We start from the raw sequence: 17,580 nt of genomic DNA, 5'->3' as shown, positions 1-17,580 counted from the left end.
CCAATCGTCAGGTCCGGTGACCGTCCGACGCTCCTTCCATGAAGCTTGGGTATAGCCGGAGCGACGCCACATCGTCCCGGCAGGGAAGCGGGCCGTAAAGCACGTTCCGCACGGCAACACAAGGTTTTTCAGCCGTTACGGCGGTCTTCAGGATATTTTCAGCCGTTCCGGGACCGCAATTCCGAGATCATCGGGAATATCCCATGTCTCGCGGACGACGCGCACAGGCTTGAAACCGGCGCGAACATAGACATCCAGCGCCCGAGGATGATCGGCGGTGCAGGTATTAACGCGCAGCCTGTCGCAAGGCTCCGACCAGGCCCGGCGGATGGCGGCGTCCAGGAGCGCCCTGCCCAGTCCCTTGCCGATGAATCCGTCAACCAGCCCCATATGTGACAGATACGGAGTGCGAGGACGCGTACGATCCAGTTCGAAAAAACCGGCCAGCTTCCCGTCCGGCGCGCGGAGAACGTGCAGTTCGACCAGAGGATCGTTCAGGAAACGCTGCAATTCGTCTCTGGGAAGTTCGAACCGCATCCACCAGCAATACGGCGCGCCCACGGCCCGGTAGAGCGCCAGATACCAGTCGACATCCATGAACGGCAGACGGGACAGCCAGAACCCCTCGGGAAAAGGTCGTGGCTCATCCCGCGGCGGCGAGTCCATCTCAAGAAACGTGACGTCAACGCCGATCCGTGTGACCGCCCTGACACCCTTTTTCCCCCAACCGATCACAGGCGTTTCCGGCACGCCGCGATCAGTTATCGTCGAGGAACGAACGCAGCTTGCGGCTCCGGCTCGGATGCTTGAGCTTGCGAAGCGCCTTGGCTTCGATCTGACGGATACGCTCGCGGGTCACGTTGAACTGCTGGCCGACTTCCTCAAGCGTGTGATCGGTGTTCATGCCGATACCAAAGCGCATGCGCAGCACGCGCTCCTCGCGAGGCGTGAGCGAAGCGAGCACCCGTGTCGTCGCCTCTCGCAGATTGGTCTGAATGGCGGCGTCGAGCGGGATGACAGCCGTCTTGTCCTCGATGAAGTCTCCCAGATGACTGTCTTCCTCGTCGCCGATCGGCGTTTCAAGGGAGATCGGCTCCTTGGCGATCTTCAGGACCTTGCGGACCTTCTCGAGCGGCATACCAAGCTTCTCGGCCAGTTCTTCCGGAGCCGGTTCGCGGCCGATTTCGTGAAGCATCTGACGCGACGTCCGCACGAGCTTGTTGATCGTCTCGATCATGTGCACCGGGATACGGATCGTACGGGCCTGATCGGCGATCGAACGCGTGATCGCCTGGCGGATCCACCATGTGGCATAGGTCGAGAACTTGTAGCCGCGCCGGTACTCGAACTTGTCCACAGCCTTCATCAGGCCGATATTGCCTTCCTGAATCAGATCCAGGAACTGGAGACCACGGTTCGTATATTTTTTGGCGATGGAGATCACGAGGCGCAGATTCGCCTCGATCATTTCCTTCTTTGCCCGCGTGGTGTCGCGCTCGCCGCGTGACACGGTCGCGTAAACGCGACGGAACTCGCCCACCGGCAACCCGACACCATGCGACAGCTCGGCGACCTGAGCGCGCAGATCGGCGATGCGTTCGTAATACCGGGTCGTGAAGTTCTTCCACGACTTGCCCGGCAGGCCCGAAACCATGTCCAGCCAGTTCGGGTCGAGCTCGTTCCCGCGATACTTCAGAAGGAAGTCGTCACGCGAGACACGGCAGCTTTCCGCGAGACGCAGCATCTGCCCCTCAAGCCCGTTCAGCTTCTGGAACTTCATCTTGAGCTGAAGAACAAGTTCCTCGATGCGGTTGTTGTGCAGATGCACCTGCTGGACCATCGAGACCAGTTCATGACGCAGACGTTCGTATTTCTCTTCCGACTGATCGGTGCTTTCCGAGCCGCTGGTCAGCTTCTCGATACGACCGATCTGCAACTTGCGCAGTTCATCGTAGAGAGGCTCGATCGCTTCGAAACGCGCGAGGATCTCGGGCTTGAGCTTTTCTTCCAGCGCCGAGAGCGACAGGCCGCTGCCTTCCTGCTCTCCCCCTTCCTCACTGCCGGATTCACTCTCGAAATTGTCGTCCGTTTCCTCGCTCTCCGAAGGCGTGTCTTCGGGGCCTTCTCCGCCACCCTGGCTCGCCTCGAGGTCGACGATATCCCGCAGCAGCATTTCGCCGCCCTTGAGAATGTCGTGCCATGAAATGATGGCGCGGATCGTCAGCGGGCTTTCGCACAACCCGCCGATCATCTCGTCGCGACCAGCCTCGATACGTTTGGCGATGGCGATTTCGCCTTCGCGCGAGAGCAGCTCGACGGCTCCCATTTCGCGAAGATACATGCGGACCGGGTCATCCGTACGGCCAACGGTCTCGGCGTTGATGTTGCCGGTCGGCGTTTCCTCGGCTTCGGCCTCTTCTTCCTTGTCTTCGGCGGGCTCCGCGTCGTCCTGCTCCTCGTTCTCCACGACCTGGATGCCCATTTCGGAGAAGATCGCCATGACGTCTTCGATCTGTTCCGAAGACATCTGGTCCTGCGGCAGGACAGCGTTCAGCTCATCGAACGTGATATGTCCGCGCTCACGCCCTTTGGCGATCAGCCTCTTGACCGCAGCCGACTGCGTATCGAGAACGTTCGTCTCAACGTCCTGTTCCTGCGCGTTCCGCTCCGTTCCCGTGGCCGTCTTGGTCGCCATGCCCTGCTCCCTGCTCGCCGTGCCCTGCGGCACCCTGTCAATCGTTCCGGTCTCGCGCACGCGTCATACGCGGCGCCCGTGGCCTCATGCACGAATGGGCAGGAACCTTCAGGCCTCCGTCTCCGGCAGACCTGCGCTGCATGCCCTCGTCCCCACGTCCGCCCCGCCCCTTACAGGCAGAAGCGAGACCAGCCAGCAAAACCGGCAGCGTGCAGGTGGGCGAAGACCCGCACGAAGTCAAGAGCCGACGCCTGACTATGATGCATCGCAAACACGCAGTGTGGCCAGAATATGGCCTATCCTTCTTCTGCCAGACCTTCGTCGGCACTCTCGCCGCGAGAGAGGCGCTCCATCGCCCGCATGCGGGCGTTGAGACCTTCCGGCCAGGCCGTCAGAGTCGGGTCCGACAGCGCGGAGCGAACCTCTTCCATAACCCCCTGACGAAATGCAGGAAGGTTCTCAAGCCCGTAACATTCCCACCACCGCTGAAGGGGACCCGTTTCCGGGAAAGCCGTATCATCAGGTCCGCAAGGCAGACGCGGGAGCCCGACGCTCAGCAGAGCGTGCTTCTGCTCTGCGAGATGATGCGCGCCCAGCCACAGATCAAGCCCCTCAGATGTCAGGACGACTCCATGAGGTTGCTCGGCCAGCCAGTTGAGCATCGCTTCCCGGATCCCGTCGAGATCGGCGGGTAATTCGAGACTGGAAAAAGGCAGCTCCAGTTCAGGAAGATGCTCCGGATAACGTAAAAGGAGCGCCGTCATGGCGCGCAGCCGTTCCAGAGCGCCGTCGGGAGGCAATGTCCGCGCCACCGGTCCCCGCGCGGCCACCCGCCCGCGCCCGTCACCTGATTTGCGTCCCGCAGGCCGGACCGCGCTGAAAAAACGCTCCAGCAATGTGCGGCGAAATTCCGAAGCCAGCGCCCGATCCGTGATCTGCGCGGCCAGCGCTTCCAGCCGCGCCCGGATTCCGGCGCGTTGCTCCGGCCCACGCTGGGCGATTCCGGCCGCCACGACCGAGAAAAGCTCATCCGCCAGAGAGGTCGCTCCTTCGATGACCCGGCGCATGGCGTCCGGCCCCTCGCGTCGCACGAAACTGTCCGGATCGTCACTTTCCGGCAGACGGCAGAAGCGCAGCGTGCGATCCGGCTTCAACAACGGCAGCGCCGTTTCCGCCGCGCGTAGCGCCGCCCGGCTGCCGGCGGCGTCCCCGTCCAGGCAGAGAACCGGCTCGGGTGAAACCTGCCAGAGCATCTCGATCTGCTCCGCCCCCATCGCCGTTCCGAGCGGGGCGACTGCCGCGTGGAAACCCGCCTGATGGAGTGCGATGACGTCCATATAGCCCTCGACGACGATCAGGTTCTGACCGGGCTCCCGCGCGCTCTGCCGCGCGCGATCGAGGTTGAACAGGGTTCGTCTTTTCGAGAACAGGGCGGTTTCCGGCCCGTTGAGGTATTTCGGCTGGCCGTCACCCAACGTGCGTCCGCCGAATGAGACGATGCGACCGCGGCGGTCACGGATCGGAAAGGTCACACGCGAGAAGAACAGTTCGCCTTTCGCGGCGCCGTGTTCGTCCACACGCATGAGGCCCGCATGCAGCAGCGCCTCGGGCGGCACGCCATGCCCGCGCAGCTCCTCGACCAGCCCGCCGCGCCCGTCGCCCGACCAGCCGAGACCGAAAGCCTCGATGGTCGCGTCCGTCAGGCCGCGCCGCTTCAGATAGGACAGCCCGTCACGCCCCTCGTGCTCGAGGAGTTTGCGCCGCCAGATCCCCTGGACGAGCTGGAGCACGTCACCCAGCGACTGCGCCTCGCGCGCGCGCGCTTCCGAACGCGGATCCTGACGCGGCACTTCCAGCCCGGCTTCGTTCGCCAGTTGCTCGACCGCCTCGGGGAAACTGCGCCCTTCGGACTGCATGACGAAGGAAATGACATCGCCATGCACGCCGCAGCCGAAACAGTGGAAGTGGTCGTCATAAACATAGAAGGAAGGCGTCTTCTCCCCATGAAAAGGGCAGCACGCCTTCCAGTTCCGCCCGGACCTGACGAGCTTCGTCCGCCGCCCGATGACGGTCGTCAGCGGAACGCGCGTGCGGATCTCATCGAGAAGGGCCGGATCGAACGCCATGCTTTACGAAAGCTTCGCCTTCACGACACCATTGGCGCGGCCCATGTCCAGATCCGCGCCGAAGCGCCCCTTGAGCACGGCCATGACCTTGCCCATCTCCTTCATCGAAGAAGCCCCCGATTCGGCGATCGCCTCGTCCACGGCGGCGGCCAGCGCGGCGTCGTCCATTTCCGGCGGCAGATAGGCCTTGATGGCTTCGATCTCTCCTTCTTCCTTCTCGGCCAGTTCGGGACGGCCGCCTTCGCGATACATCGTCGCCGATTCGGTACGGGACTTGATCATGCCGCGCAGCATCGGAACGATTTCAGCATCGCCGATCTCCGTGCCCTTCACGCGTGCGGCGACGTCCAGATCCTTGATCCTGGCCGTGATGCCACGAAGCTGGGCGACCCTCTCGGCCTCCTTGGCCTTCATCGCCGTCTTGAGATCGGTCGAAATCTTTTCGCGCAACGACATCCCTGAAAATCCTCTCTCATAAAAACCGGCCTCGAAGGGAGTGAGGGAAAAATCTTCCCGACACCGCTTCCCGACCCACATAGCAGCGGGAAAAAACTTCCCAACGCCTTTTCGAGCGGTTAGGTAGCATGGATCAAACCTGGTGAGGACAGCGTGATGGACATCGACAGTATCATCGCAAAGGTGGGCGGCCCGGAAGCTATGGCCAGCCTGACGGGCGTCGGCCTCGAAGCCATCCGCAAATGGCGGCAGGCGCGAGCCATCCCGTCGAAGCACTGGACCGCCCTTCTGCGCCAGCCCGACATCACGCTGAGCGATCTCACCCCGGATGATCTCATCCCCAATGATCTCACTTCGGGCGATCCTACGCCCGAATCCTCTCAGGACAGAAGCGAAACGGCTGTGAACGACACACCTCCCGACGGCGCGACCGCCGCCCTTGTCCTTGCCGACGGAACTGTCCTGTGGGGACGCGGCTTCGGCGCCCACACGTCTGGCGCGGCCATCGGCGAATTGTGCTTCTCCACCGGCATGACGGGCTATGAGGAAACGATGACCGATCCGTCCTTCGCCGGACAGATCGTGACCTTCACGTTTCCCCATATCGGCAATGTCGGTACGAATGCCGAAGACGAGGAAGCGCAGCACGTCGCAGCGCGCGGCATGATCGTGAAAGAGGACGTCACCGCACCGGCCAATTACCGTTCGACCGCGCCGCTCGAAATCTGGATGAAGCGACAGGCCCTGCCCGGCATCTCGGCGATCGATACCCGTCTCATCACCCGTCGTCTGCGCGATGGCGGACCACAGACCGCCGTGCTCGCCTATCCGGAAGACGGTGCGTTCGACATCGCCGCGCTGAAGCAGCAGGCGGAAGCGTGGCCGGGTCTCGAAGGCATGGATCTCGCGAAGGAAGTCACCTGCGCGCAGAGCTTCACCTGGGAACTGGGCGTCTGGGAAAAGCCCGTGCCGGAAGGCCGGAAGCGCCGCGTGGTCGCCGTCGATTACGGCGCGAAACGCAACATCCTGCGCTGCCTCGTGACGGCGGGCTGCGACGTCACGGTGGTGCCGGCCACGGCCACGGCTGAAGACATCCTGCGGCATAAGCCCGAAGGCGTCTTTCTCTCCAACGGTCCCGGCGATCCGGCCGCCACCGCCACCTACGCGGTCCCGGCCATCCGCGCCGTTCTGGATGCCGGAGTGCCGGTTTTCGGCATCTGTCTCGGCCATCAGCTGCTGGCCCAGGCGCTGGGGGCGAAGACCTACAAGCTGGGGCGCGGCCATCGCGGCGCGAACCAGCCGGTCAAGGACCTTGAAACGGGGCGCGTGGAAATCACCAGCCAGAACCACGGCTTCGCGGTGGACGAGACCTCCCTGCCCGACGACGTGATCGTGACCCATACCAGCCTGTTCGACGGCTCGAACGAAGGCATCCGCTCGACGAAGCTGGACGCCTTCTCCGTGCAGTATCATCCCGAAGCCAGTCCCGGTCCTTCGGACAGCTTCTACCTTTTCGAGCGTTTCGTGGCGCTCATGGACAAGAGGGCCGCCTGAGCCATGCCGAAACGCACTGATATCAAGTCGATCCTCATCGTCGGCGCAGGCCCGATCGTCATCGGCCAGGCCTGCGAGTTCGATTACTCCGGCACGCAGGCCTGCAAGGCGCTGCGCGAGGAAGGCTACCGGGTCATCCTGATCAACTCGAACCCCGCGACCATCATGACCGATCCCGGGCTGGCGGATGCGACCTATGTGGAGCCGATCACGCCCGAGTTCATCGAGCGCATCATCCTCAAGGAAAAGCCGGACGCCGTCCTGCCGACGATGGGCGGCCAGACCGCGCTGAACGCCGCCATGGCGCTCGATAAATCAGGCTTCCTGAGAAAGCATGGCGTCGAGCTGATCGGCGCGAACGCCGAAGTCATCGACCGGGCCGAAGATCGCCAGAAATTCCGCGAGGCGATGGACGAGATCGGCATCGAGAGTCCCCGCAGCGCGATCGCCCACACGCTCGATGAAGCGCGCGTCGCGCTCAAGGATACCGGCCTTCCCGCGATCATCCGCCCGTCCTTCACCATGGGCGGCGCGGGCGGCGGGATCGCCTATAACCGCGAGGAGTTCGACCAAATCGTCCTCGGCGGCCTCGACGCGTCTCCAACCAACGAAGTCCTGATCGAGGAATCCGTTCTCGGCTGGAAAGAATACGAGATGGAAGTCGTCCGCGACAGCGCGGATAACTGCATCATCGTCTGCTCCATCGAGAACATCGACCCCATGGGCGTCCATACGGGCGATTCCATCACGGTCGCCCCGGCGCTGACGCTGACCGACAAGGAATATCAGCGCATGCGCGACGCCTCGATCGCGTGTCTGCGCAAGATCGGCGTCGAAACCGGCGGCTCGAACGTGCAGTTCGGCGTCAATCCCGCCGATGGCCGACTGGTCGTCATCGAGATGAATCCGCGCGTGTCGCGCTCCTCGGCGCTGGCCTCCAAGGCGACGGGCTTTCCGATCGCCAAGATCGCCGCCAAGCTCGCCGTCGGCTACACGCTCGACGAACTCTCCAACGACATCACAGGAACCACGCCCGCGAGCTTCGAGCCGACGATCGATTATGTCGTCGTGAAGATCCCACGCTTCACCTTCGAGAAGTTCCCCGGCGCGCCCGCCCTGCTCTCGACCTCCATGAAGTCGGTCGGCGAAGCCATGTCGGTCGGCCGCTCCTTCGCCGAGGCGCTCCAGAAGGGTCTGCGCTCCATGGAAACGGGGCTGACCGGCCTCGATCCGGTGGAAGCGCCGGGCGACGGCTCGCTCGACGCCTATCGCGCCGCCCTCTCCGAACCGCGCCCCGAGCGCATCATGATGGCCGCCCAGGCCATACGCGCGGGGCTCAGCCTTGAGGATATTCACACGGCCTGTCGTTTCGAGCCTTGGTTCCTGCGCCAGCTTCACGCGCTCGTCGTCGCGGAAAACGAGATCGCGGCGAACGGTCTGCCCAATGAAGCGCGCGAACTGCGTCGCATCAAGGCGCTCGGTTTCTCCGATCGCCAGCTGGCTCGCCTGACGGGCTGCAAGCCCGCCGAGGTGACGGCCCTGCGCGAGAGGCTCGGCGTGCGTCCGGCTTACAAGCGCATCGACACCTGTGCTGGCGAGTTCGCGTCTGACACGCCCTATCTCTACTCGACCTATGAAGGCGGCTTCGGCATTCCGGAATGCGAGAGCCGACCGACCTCCCGCGACAAGATCGTCATTCTCGGCGGCGGCCCGAACCGTATCGGCCAGGGCATCGAGTTCGACTATTGCTGCGTTCACGCGGCCTATGCGCTGCGCGAGGCCGGGTTCGAGACCATCATGGTCAACTGCAATCCGGAAACCGTCTCGACCGATTACGACACTTCGGACCGGCTTTATTTCGAGCCGCTGACCGACGAGGACGTGATCGCCCTGATCCGCACGGAACAGGCGGGCGGCAAGGTGCTGGGCTGCATCGTGCAATATGGCGGCCAGACGCCGCTCAAGCTCTCGCGCGCCCTCGAGGACGCGGGCATTCCGCTGCTCGGCACGCCTGCCGACGCGATCGACCGCGCGGAGGACCGCGAGCGTTTCCAGGTCATGCTCCGCAAGCTCGGACTGCGCCAGCCCGAGAACGGCATCGCCCATGACCCGGCGGAAGCGGAGGCCATCGCCGACCGGGTCGGCTATCCCGTCGTCGTCCGTCCGTCCTACGTATTGGGTGGCCGGGCCATGGAGATCGTCCATGATCGCGCCGGATTGCAGCGCTACATCCTCTCGACGCTGCGTCTCGCGGGCGCCGAGGTGTCGTCCGGCCCGATCCTCGTCGATCACTATCTCAACGACGCGATCGAAGCCGATGTGGACTGCATCTGCGACGGCACGGAAGTCTATGTCGCGGGCGTAATGGAGCATATCGAGGAAGCGGGCATCCATTCCGGCGATTCCGCCTGCTCCCTGCCGCCCTACACGCTGTCGCCCGCCATCGTCACCGAACTCAAGGCGCAGACCGAAGCCATGGCGCGCGAGCTTGGCATCGTCGGGCTGATGAACGTGCAATACGCGATCAAGGACAATGAAGTCTTCGTCCTCGAGGTCAATCCACGTGCCTCGCGCACCGTGCCGTTCGTCGCCAAGGCCACGGGGGTTCCGGTCGCCAAGATCGGCGCGCGCGTCATGGCGGGCGCGAAACTCGCGGAGTTCACGCTCGACGACGACGCGGTCGCGCCGCATGTCGCGGTCAAGGAGGCGGTTTTCCCGTTCCACCGTTTCGCGGATACGGACACCATTCTCGGGCCGGAAATGCGCTCCACGGGCGAGGTCATCGGCCTGGATTCCAGCTTCGAGCGCGCCTTCGCCAAGGCCCAGCTCGCCGCGGGCGTGAAGCTGCCACAGAAAGGCACCGTACTGCTTTCCGTCCGTGAAGGACACAAGTCGCAGATCACGGCGCTGGGCCGCAAGCTGATCGAGATGGGTTTCTCGATCATGGCGACGCGCGGCACCGCCGATCGCCTGGAAGCGGCCGGTCTGCAGGTGACCCGCGTCCAGAAGGTGCTTGAAGGACGCCCCAACTGCGTGGACGCCATCCGGTCCGGCGATGTGCAGATGGTCATCAACACGGCGCAGGGCCCGCAATCGGTCCGTGACAGCTACGACATCCGCCGCTCGTCGCTGCTCGGCGGCGTGCCGCACTTCACGACGCTCGCGGGCGCACGCGCGGCCATCTATGCCATCTCCGCGATGAAGGACGGAGCGCTGGGCGTGGCGCCCCTGCAGTCCTACTTCAAGAGTCGGTTCTGACAGCAAGGCGGGGTCGCATCAGCGCGGCCCCGCACCTCGTTCTTCCTGTCGGCGCCCGTTCCCTGTCGCGCTCCTTCCCTGTCGCGTCCCTTCTATGACGACGTGAGCCGGTCCTGCCCGTCCGACCCATTGCCTTTCGTCCGTTCTTCCGCGGGTGCGGGTGCGGGGGTTTCCCCAGCTACGGCGTCCAGATAGGTATCGATCACGATGGACGCCGGTCCATCCATCCGCACTCGCCCGTGCTCCATCCAGAGGATCCGGGTGCACCAGCGCCGCAGGATCGGCATGGAATGCGACGTGACGATCATGATGTCGGCGTGCGCCACCAGATCGGTCAGCCGCGCCTCGGCCTTGTCCTGAAAATGCTGGTCGCCAGCGAGAAACCACTCGTCCATCAATAAAATCTGCGGCCGTGGCGCGGTGGCGAGCGCGAAGCCCAGACGGACCGCCATGCCGGACGAGTAGAGACGCACCGGAAGGTCGATGAAGGCTCCAAGGCCCGCGAAGCTCTCGACATCCCGCTCAAGCGCGACAGCGTGGACGCGTTCCAGATCGTTGTAGCGCGCGAAAAGGCGGATGTTTTCGCGCCCTGTCAGGTCCCTGTTCATGCCTGCCATCGGATCGAGAAGAGCATGAGTCTCCCCGTGAAGCGTAAGACTGCCGACTGAAGACTCGTAAATCCCGGCGAGTGCACGCAGAAGCGTCGACTTTCCCGCGCCGTTATGCCCGATCAGACCAATGCGCTCGCCCGGCCCGGCCTCGAAGCTGACGTGATCGAGAGCCTGCACCAGCAGTACGTCATCGCCATGCACTGCGCCGCCCACTTGATGGCCCATGCCTCGACCGACGCTGCGCTTGACGCTTTTGAGGAGGGATTTTTTGAGGGAACGCGCGCTGCCATGAAGAACGGGAAATGACAGGGAGAAATTTTCCAGTCGAATGAACGGGGCATCCCGCTCGCTGCCATTGGTGCTCATACCCAGAATGCCAGTCGGCTCCGCGTGTGCCGGAAGGTGGCGAGCGCGGCCATGCAGAAAACCACGCTGACTCCTACGGCGACAGCGACGACCGTCCTGTCGGGCACATGTCCCAGGAGCGGCGCACGCACGATCTCAAGCAGCGGGTAAAACGGATTATAGATCAGCCACCATCCCTTGGCACCGAGTTGGGTGGGCTTCCAGATGACCGGAGTGATGTAGAAGGCGACCTGAAGCACGGCGCCGACGATCGGCGGCAGATCCCGATAGCGCGCGCATAACGACCCCAGAAAGAGACATGCGGCAAATCCGTCAAGACTCCAGAGCACCAGTCCCGGAAGGCTCATCAATCCGATCATGCCGGGCCAGGCATCATAGAGCGCGAAAATCCCGATCGGCACGATGAGGTTATGAGCGATGACGATGCCGTTCCGCACGAGAAGTCTCAGAGACTGTAGTCCGAACGGCAGGCGGATCGAGCGGATGCTGTTTTCAGCTTCCGTGAAACATGTACAGGATTCCTGGATGATATTCGCAATGCCGAACTGCCACAGAAGCTGGGACACCGACAGGAATGGCAGATAATCATGCAGATTGATCTGAAAGAGGCGTGCGTAGAGGACACCCATCGAGGCCATCATCACGACGGAAGAAAGCGTCAACCAGAATGGCCCGAGAGCGGATCCACGATAGCGCAGCTTGACGTCCAGCCAGCCGAGCGACGCCGCCAGACGCCATAATCCCAGCGTTTCACGCAAATCTCCCAGCACTGAACGCGACGGCGGCGCGCGCATGCGACGTTTGCGGGTCCAGGCGGGCATGACGGAGGCCATCAGGCTCGCCTAACGCATCGCGCCTGTCCGGGCAAGCCGTGCTTCATTCCGCGAGAGTATCGGTCGATCTGGCTTGTCACTGAAACTTAAAGTCTTTAGGTCTCAAAACGATAGGATCGGGCGCCTCAGTCCCGTTTTCGCCGCAATTGCCGTCTAGACGTCCGTTCAACGGTTCTCTTTCTTCAGGTAACGACGCAATGCCCCGCCTCCGAGTTGCCCGGCCCCCTTTCATGCATGATGCAAACCCGGTCGCGCAGGATCGCAAACGCTCTGAAAATCGTACGGGCGCCGCCGTCGCGAGAGCCTTTCTCGCCTTTGGCACGCTCGCGGGGCTTGCGGCCTGTTCGGAAAGCCCGACCCAGCGGCCGCATACATCCGTTGCGCAGGAAGCCGCGACCTATCGGGCCCATGCCAAGCATTACTACGCGCCCCCCGGTCCGGCGAGTGATCCCTGGGGACCTTATATTGAGGAGGCGTCCGCCCGCTTCGACGTACCGGAGGTGTGGATCCGCGCCATCATGATGCGGGAGTCCGGGGGGCGTGAATTCGACAGGAACGGCAATTTCACGACGTCCACACCGGGGGCGATGGGACTGATGCAGCTCATGCCACCGACTTATGACGACATGCGCAACCAGATCGGGCTGGGTGACGATCCTTACGATCCCCATGACAGCATCCTCGCGGGCACGGCCTATATCCGCCAGATGTATGAGATCTATGGCTCGCCCGGCTTCCTGGCCGCCTATAATGACGGTCCTGGCAATCTCGATGCCTATTTGCGTCGCGGTCGCCCTCTGCCGCGCGAGACCCGCCAGTATGTCGCGGTCGTTGGACGGCAGATCGCGGGTACGTCGCCAAACAACCGTTCACAGGCGGATATTCTCGTCGCCCAGCATGATCCGAACGCGGCCTCGCCTGTCATGATGGCGCAGAACACGGCGGAATCGAATGCGGTCCGCTCTGCTTGGCGTCAACGTTCCGCGCCTGCGTCCCGCCAGATCGACGACGAAGAGCCGGTCCAGGTCGCCGAGGCGAGCGCACCCGTCGCGACTTCCGAGGCATCGTCGGTCAGTGCGGCCTGGGCCTCACGGGGAATCAAGGCCGCTCCCGTGCAACTGGCCAGCGCCAGGCCGATGCAATCCGACGCCGCTCCGACTCGCTATGTCGCCGAGGCCCAGCCTATTCCTTTTGGACGCGCGCTGCCCGCACAGCCGGTTTCGGCTCGCGCAACGCCCCCCGCTCACGCTTCGGGGAGCGGACTGCATTTCATCTCTTCCGCCATGGCCGAACCCCTGCCAACAGCGCATCGCCTCGGCGCATCACAAGGCGGCGGAGCCTGGGCGATTCAGGTCGGGGCATATAATTCGGCGACACAGGCGCAAAGCGCGGCTGGAGAAGCCCATAGCCGTGCCGGTGTTCAGCTCGCCAGCGCCCGCACAGCCGTATCGTCGGTGGCATCGCCGCGCGGACATCTGTATCGTGCACGCCTGACCGGCCTGTCTCATGACGAGGCTGTCGCGGCCTGCCGCCGCATCGCGGGCCGTTCCACCCCTTGCGTCGTCGTTTCTCCGCGCGGTTTCTGATCGCGCCTTTTCAGGAACCCGTCATGTCGATCCGTCATTCGCGTCGCTTTCTTTCCGCTGTGGCCGTCGCCATGACGGTCGTCATCGCGCTGCCCGCGCATGCCGCCCTGAAAACGGGCGCCATGGCTCCCGACTTCTCCGCGCCCGCCAGCATGGGCGGCAAGGAGTTCGACTACCGTCTCAGCCAGGCCCTCTCGCAGGGCCCCGTAGTGCTGTATTTCTATCCGGCCGCCTTTACGAAGGGCTGTACGATCGAGGCGCATGCCTTTGCCGACGCCGTTCCCCAGTTCAAGGCGCTGGGCGCCACTGTGATCGGCGTGTCAATGGACCCGATCGCGACGCTGGACCGCTTTTCGGTGAGCGAATGCCGTAGCGCCTTCGCCGTTGCAGCCGATCCCGACGGCCACATCACGCGCTCCTATGATGCGCTCATGCCGGGTGGGAAACACGCGGATCGCGTTTCTTATGTCGTCGCGCCGGATGGACATATTGCCATGTCCTACGCGTCCCGTTCGCCCGAGGATCATGTCACCCGGGCGCTGGACGCCGTAAAGGCGCTCAAATCCGCAACTCCCGCCAGTCCGTAAGCCGATAACTCCTTTGAACAGCATATCTTCGCGTAACGCCGCCCATCATGTCGGGGACGCGCGCCCCCTGCGTCTGGGGAGTGACGTCACCAGCACGGCGATCTACGCGGGACCGGGCGACTGCTATCGCTATCGTCTGCACCGCGTCTGGGATGCGTCCCGGCCCTCTATTCTCTGGCTCATGATGAATCCCTCCGTTGCGACGGAAGATGGCGATGACCGCACGGTCGCCAAATGCCAGCGCTATGCCCGCAAGTGGGGTTATGGCGGCATTTATGTCGGCAATACATTTGCATATCGCTGCACCGACCAGAAACGACTCATGGAAGTGGCGGATGCCGTCGGCCCCGACAACGACGCGCACCTTCTGGCCATGGCGCGGGAAGCCGACAAGACCATCCTGGCTTACGGCTCTCCGCAGAACCCCGCGCTGCGGGCGCGCGGCACCCTTGTCGCCCATAGCCTCGCCGAAGCGGGCGTTACGCTCTTCACCCTGCGCCTCAGCCGCAAGGGACGCCCCGAACATCCTCTTTACCTGCCCGGCGAACTGACGCCGCAGCCTGTGGACGCCGCGCTCCTGACGGACTGAGCCTCTGCCCCGTGCCACCATGGACGCGCAGGCAAGGAGTTCCCTATAAGACTCCGTTTCTGATCGGCACCGACTTCCTTCCGCCGACACCCCGGTCGACCCGGGCTGACTCAACGGATCGCTCCTCATGTCCTCTTCCTCCGGCAACCCGCCTGTCGCAACCATCCTGCCGCCGTCACAGATCCGGACGCTGGCGCTGGCCTCGCTCGGAGGAGCGCTCGAGTTCTACGACTTCGTCATTTTCGCTTTTCTGGCCAAGTTGATTGCCGCCCATTTCTTCCCGGTCAGTCAGGCGGAATGGCTGCGCCAGACCGAGACGTTCGGACTTTTCGGCGCGGGATATCTCGCGCGCCCGCTCGGCGGCATGATCATGGCGCATTTCGGCGATCTGTCCGGACGCAAGAAAGTCTTCACTTTCAGCGTCCTGCTGATGGCGATTCCGACGCTTCTGATGGGGTTGATGCCGGATTACCACGCGATCGGCGCCGGCGCTCCGCTCATTCTGCTCGTCTTGCGCATGATGCAGGGCGCGGCCATCGGCGGCGAAGCCCCGGGCGGCTGGGTTTTCGTCGCCGAGCATGCGCCGCCGGGCCGAACCGGTCTGGCGACAGGTCTGCTGACCGCTGGCCTGACCGGCGGCATCCTGATCGGCTCGATCGTCATTCTGGCGCTTCACGCGGTCCTGTCACCGGACGCTGTCGCGGATTGGGGCTGGCGCATTCCCTTCGTTGTGGGCGGCATTTTCGGTGTCGGCGCCATGTTTCTGCGGCGCTGGCTGGACGAAACGCCCGTCTTCCGCGAAATGCACGCCCGCGCCGAAACGGCGGAAACCATGCCCGTGAAAATCCTGCTGCGCGACCATAGGCGCGCCATCATCTGCTCGGCACTGACGACATGGGCGCTCACGGCGGCGATCATCGTGCTCGTCCTGATGATGCCGCCCCTGATGCAGACGCTCCATCACATGCCGCCCGCCCAGACCATGCTGGCCAGCCTGTCCGCGACGTTCTGCCTGACGATATCCGTCCTGGTCGTCAGCGCGCTCACCGACATCGTATCTCCGCGCCGCCTCGCTGTGCCATGCGGCGCCATCCTGACGGTCGGCGCATTCGTCCTTTACGCCATGCCGCTTCTTTTTCCGAAGGTGCTCGTCCTGTGGTCGGCTCTGGCCGGACTGTCCTGCGGCTTCATCGGACTGGTGCCGGTCGGAATGCTGAAGGCATTTCCGCCCAGCGTGCGCTTCTCGGGGCTGTCGCTGTCCTATAACGTTTCCTACGCGATCTTCGGCGGCCTGACCCCGGCGATCATATCCGCGCTCACGCCTCATTCTCCCCTCGCCCCCGCTCTGTACGTCACCATCGCGGCCCTGGCTGGCGCGACAGGGCTTCGTTACTCCCCATCTTCGGAGCATGATGGGGCTTAAGATCCGTCGCAGGGACGAACACCCGTCCCGCATCAAGGTTGTCATTATCTCCGGCTGAAACGAACCTTCGACCTCTCAACGCATTCTGTTCAGCGTGCGCGTCATGCCCTTTCAGTCGCACGCCTCTCCTTCCCCAAAAGTCACGTCGCGCAACACGCGCCATGAACAGACACCCTCCGTGAAGGACTGACGATGACACGCTATCTCTATCCGGCGCCGTCCCCGACCGAAATCACCCCCAGAGACATCTATTTCGGAAGGCGCGCCTTCCTGGCGGGGGCCGTCGGCCTGGCGGCAGCGGGTCAGGCAGGAACCCGTCAGGCAAGTGCAGCGACCCTGGACGCAAGGCCCGGACCGTTCGGAACGTCGGAACCGCTGACGCCCCGCGAAGACGTCACGCATTACAACAACTTCTACGAGTTCGGCCTGGACAAGGGCGATCCCGCGCGGCTGTCTGACAGTTTCCGCCCGAGACCATGGACGCTGCGCATCGACGGAGCCGTTGCCAGGCCCCTCACGATCGACCTCGACACCCTCATGAAAGATCATGCCATAGAAAGCCGTGTCTATCGCATGCGCTGCGTCGAGGCATGGTCCATGGTCATTCCCTGGGACGGCATTCCTCTGGCGGATATCCTGCGACTCGCCGATATCCAGTCATCGGCAAAATATGTGGCCTTTCGTTCGGTTCTGCGCCCGGAAGAAATGCCTGGCCAGCGTGGCGGCGCGGGATCGATCGACTGGCCCTATGTCGAAGGGCTGCGGCTGGACGAAGCGATGCACCCTCTCACGCTCCTCGCCGTTGGCTTGTATGGCGAGACTCTGCCCAACCAGAACGGCGCACCGCTGCGGCTGGTCGTACCCTGGAAATACGGCTTCAAAGGCATCAAATCCATCACGAGGATTTCGCTCGTCGAGCGCATGCCGCCGACAACGTGGAATCGTCTCGCCCCTGACGAATACGGCTTCTACGCCAACGTCAACCCGGGGGTCGATCATCCCCGCTGGAGCCAGGCCAGCGAGCGTGTCATCGGCAGTGGGGGCTTTTTCGGCGAAAGACGTCAGGACACACGCATGTTCAACGGCTATGGCGAGCAGGTCGCCCAGCTCTATCAGGGCATGGATCTCCGCAGGAACTACTGAACGTTCATGACCCGACAACCCGATCAATCCGCAACCAGGTCTCACTCAAGGCTACTCCTCCGACGGTTCGTCCGACCGCTGCTTTATGTGCTGGGGTTGGTTCCCGCCCTGTGGGCATTCTGGCTGGGCAGCCGCAATCAGCTCGGCCCCGATCCCGTCCGCACGTTCGAACATATTCTCGGTCTGTGGGCGTTCCGCTTCCTGCTCGCATCTCTGGCCATCACGCCGCTCCGCGTGTTTCTGCGGATCAACCTCATCAGCTACCGTCGCATGCTGTCGCACGCCTCTCCTTCCCCAAAAGTCACGTCGCGCAACACGCGCCATGAACAGACACCCTCCGTGAAGGACTGACG

The 17,580-nt window shown here is 63.5% G+C and carries 14 protein-coding genes; 8 read left to right on the top strand and 6 right to left on the bottom strand.

Annotated features, from left to right (window positions below):
• Positions 1 to 147 precede the first annotated feature (147 nt).
• The 4 genes from PWM43_RS02500 to PWM43_RS02485 form a co-directional block, all read right to left on the bottom strand.
• Entirely contained in the window at positions 148 to 750 is a 603-nt protein-coding gene (locus PWM43_RS02500) for a GNAT family N-acetyltransferase (protein ID WP_289840978.1), read from the bottom strand.
• Positions 751 to 757: 7 nt separating this feature from the next.
• Positions 758 to 2,695, bottom strand: coding sequence for an RNA polymerase sigma factor RpoD (gene rpoD / locus PWM43_RS02495; RefSeq protein WP_289840977.1), 1,938 nt, complete (start codon positions 2,693 to 2,695; stop codon positions 758 to 760).
• A 296-nt stretch (positions 2,696 to 2,991) separates the two neighbouring features.
• The gene (dnaG, locus tag PWM43_RS02490) at positions 2,992 to 4,821 is read right to left on the bottom strand and encodes a DNA primase (RefSeq protein WP_289840976.1); all 1,830 of its coding nucleotides are present in this window, start codon (positions 4,819 to 4,821) and stop codon (positions 2,992 to 2,994) included.
• 3 nt (positions 4,822 to 4,824) lie between these two features.
• Positions 4,825 to 5,277: a GatB/YqeY domain-containing protein gene (locus PWM43_RS02485; protein ID WP_289840975.1), complete on the bottom strand. Its 453-nt coding sequence runs from the start codon at positions 5,275 to 5,277 to the stop codon at positions 4,825 to 4,827.
• A 156-nt stretch (positions 5,278 to 5,433) separates the two neighbouring features.
• On the opposite strand from PWM43_RS02485, the gene carA reads away from it, so the two are divergent.
• Both carA and carB read left to right on the top strand, forming a co-directional pair.
• Positions 5,434 to 6,831 (top strand): glutamine-hydrolyzing carbamoyl-phosphate synthase small subunit, encoded by a 1,398-nt coding sequence (gene carA / locus PWM43_RS02480; RefSeq protein WP_289840974.1) that lies wholly within the window; start codon positions 5,434 to 5,436, stop codon positions 6,829 to 6,831.
• Positions 6,832 to 6,834: 3 nt separating this feature from the next.
• Positions 6,835 to 10,089, top strand: coding sequence for a carbamoyl-phosphate synthase large subunit (gene carB, locus PWM43_RS02475; protein ID WP_289840973.1), 3,255 nt, complete (start codon positions 6,835 to 6,837; stop codon positions 10,087 to 10,089).
• 92 nt (positions 10,090 to 10,181) lie between these two features.
• On the opposite strand, the gene PWM43_RS02470 is transcribed toward carB, so the two are convergent.
• Positions 10,182 to 11,066: an ABC transporter ATP-binding protein gene (locus PWM43_RS02470; protein ID WP_289840972.1), complete on the bottom strand. Its 885-nt coding sequence runs from the start codon at positions 11,064 to 11,066 to the stop codon at positions 10,182 to 10,184.
• On the bottom strand, positions 11,063 to 11,899 hold the full coding sequence (locus PWM43_RS02465; protein ID WP_289840971.1) for an ABC transporter permease: 837 nt from the start codon (positions 11,897 to 11,899) through the stop codon (positions 11,063 to 11,065). Before PWM43_RS02465 ends, PWM43_RS02470 begins: the two co-directional genes overlap by 4 nt.
• Positions 11,900 to 12,129: 230 nt before the next feature.
• Between PWM43_RS02465 and PWM43_RS02460 the strand changes: the two genes are divergently transcribed.
• The 6 genes from PWM43_RS02460 (at position 12,130) to PWM43_RS02435 (ending at position 17,578) form a co-directional block, all read left to right on the top strand.
• Complete coding sequence (locus tag PWM43_RS02460; protein ID WP_289840970.1) at positions 12,130 to 13,485, top strand: transglycosylase SLT domain-containing protein; 1,356 nt, start codon at positions 12,130 to 12,132, stop codon at positions 13,483 to 13,485.
• A 71-nt stretch (positions 13,486 to 13,556) separates the two neighbouring features.
• Positions 13,557 to 14,072 carry a peroxiredoxin gene (locus PWM43_RS02455; protein ID WP_394356021.1) on the top strand — a complete coding sequence of 172 codons (516 nt, stop codon included), beginning with the start codon at positions 13,557 to 13,559 and terminating at the stop codon, positions 14,070 to 14,072.
• 13 nt (positions 14,073 to 14,085) lie between these two features.
• Complete coding sequence (locus PWM43_RS02450; protein WP_289840968.1) at positions 14,086 to 14,661, top strand: DUF1643 domain-containing protein; 576 nt, start codon at positions 14,086 to 14,088, stop codon at positions 14,659 to 14,661.
• A gap of 127 nt (positions 14,662 to 14,788) precedes the next feature.
• Positions 14,789 to 16,084 carry an MFS transporter gene (locus PWM43_RS02445; protein WP_289840967.1) on the top strand — a complete coding sequence of 432 codons (1,296 nt, stop codon included), beginning with the start codon at positions 14,789 to 14,791 and terminating at the stop codon, positions 16,082 to 16,084.
• 192 nt (positions 16,085 to 16,276) lie between these two features.
• Positions 16,277 to 17,227 (top strand): protein-methionine-sulfoxide reductase catalytic subunit MsrP, encoded by a 951-nt coding sequence (msrP, locus tag PWM43_RS02440; RefSeq protein ID WP_289840965.1) that lies wholly within the window; start codon positions 16,277 to 16,279, stop codon positions 17,225 to 17,227.
• Positions 17,228 to 17,233: 6 nt separating this feature from the next.
• On the top strand, positions 17,234 to 17,578 hold the full coding sequence (locus tag PWM43_RS02435; protein WP_289840966.1) for a cytochrome b family protein: 345 nt from the start codon (positions 17,234 to 17,236) through the stop codon (positions 17,576 to 17,578).
• Positions 17,579 to 17,580 lie beyond the last annotated feature (2 nt).

It is taken from the genome of Brytella acorum, assembly GCF_029309905.1.
Classification (GTDB): Bacteria; Pseudomonadota; Alphaproteobacteria; order Acetobacterales; family Acetobacteraceae; genus Brytella; species Brytella acorum.
Note: the sequence above shows the minus strand (reverse complement) of the source record. Positions and strands in the feature narration are given on the sequence as shown.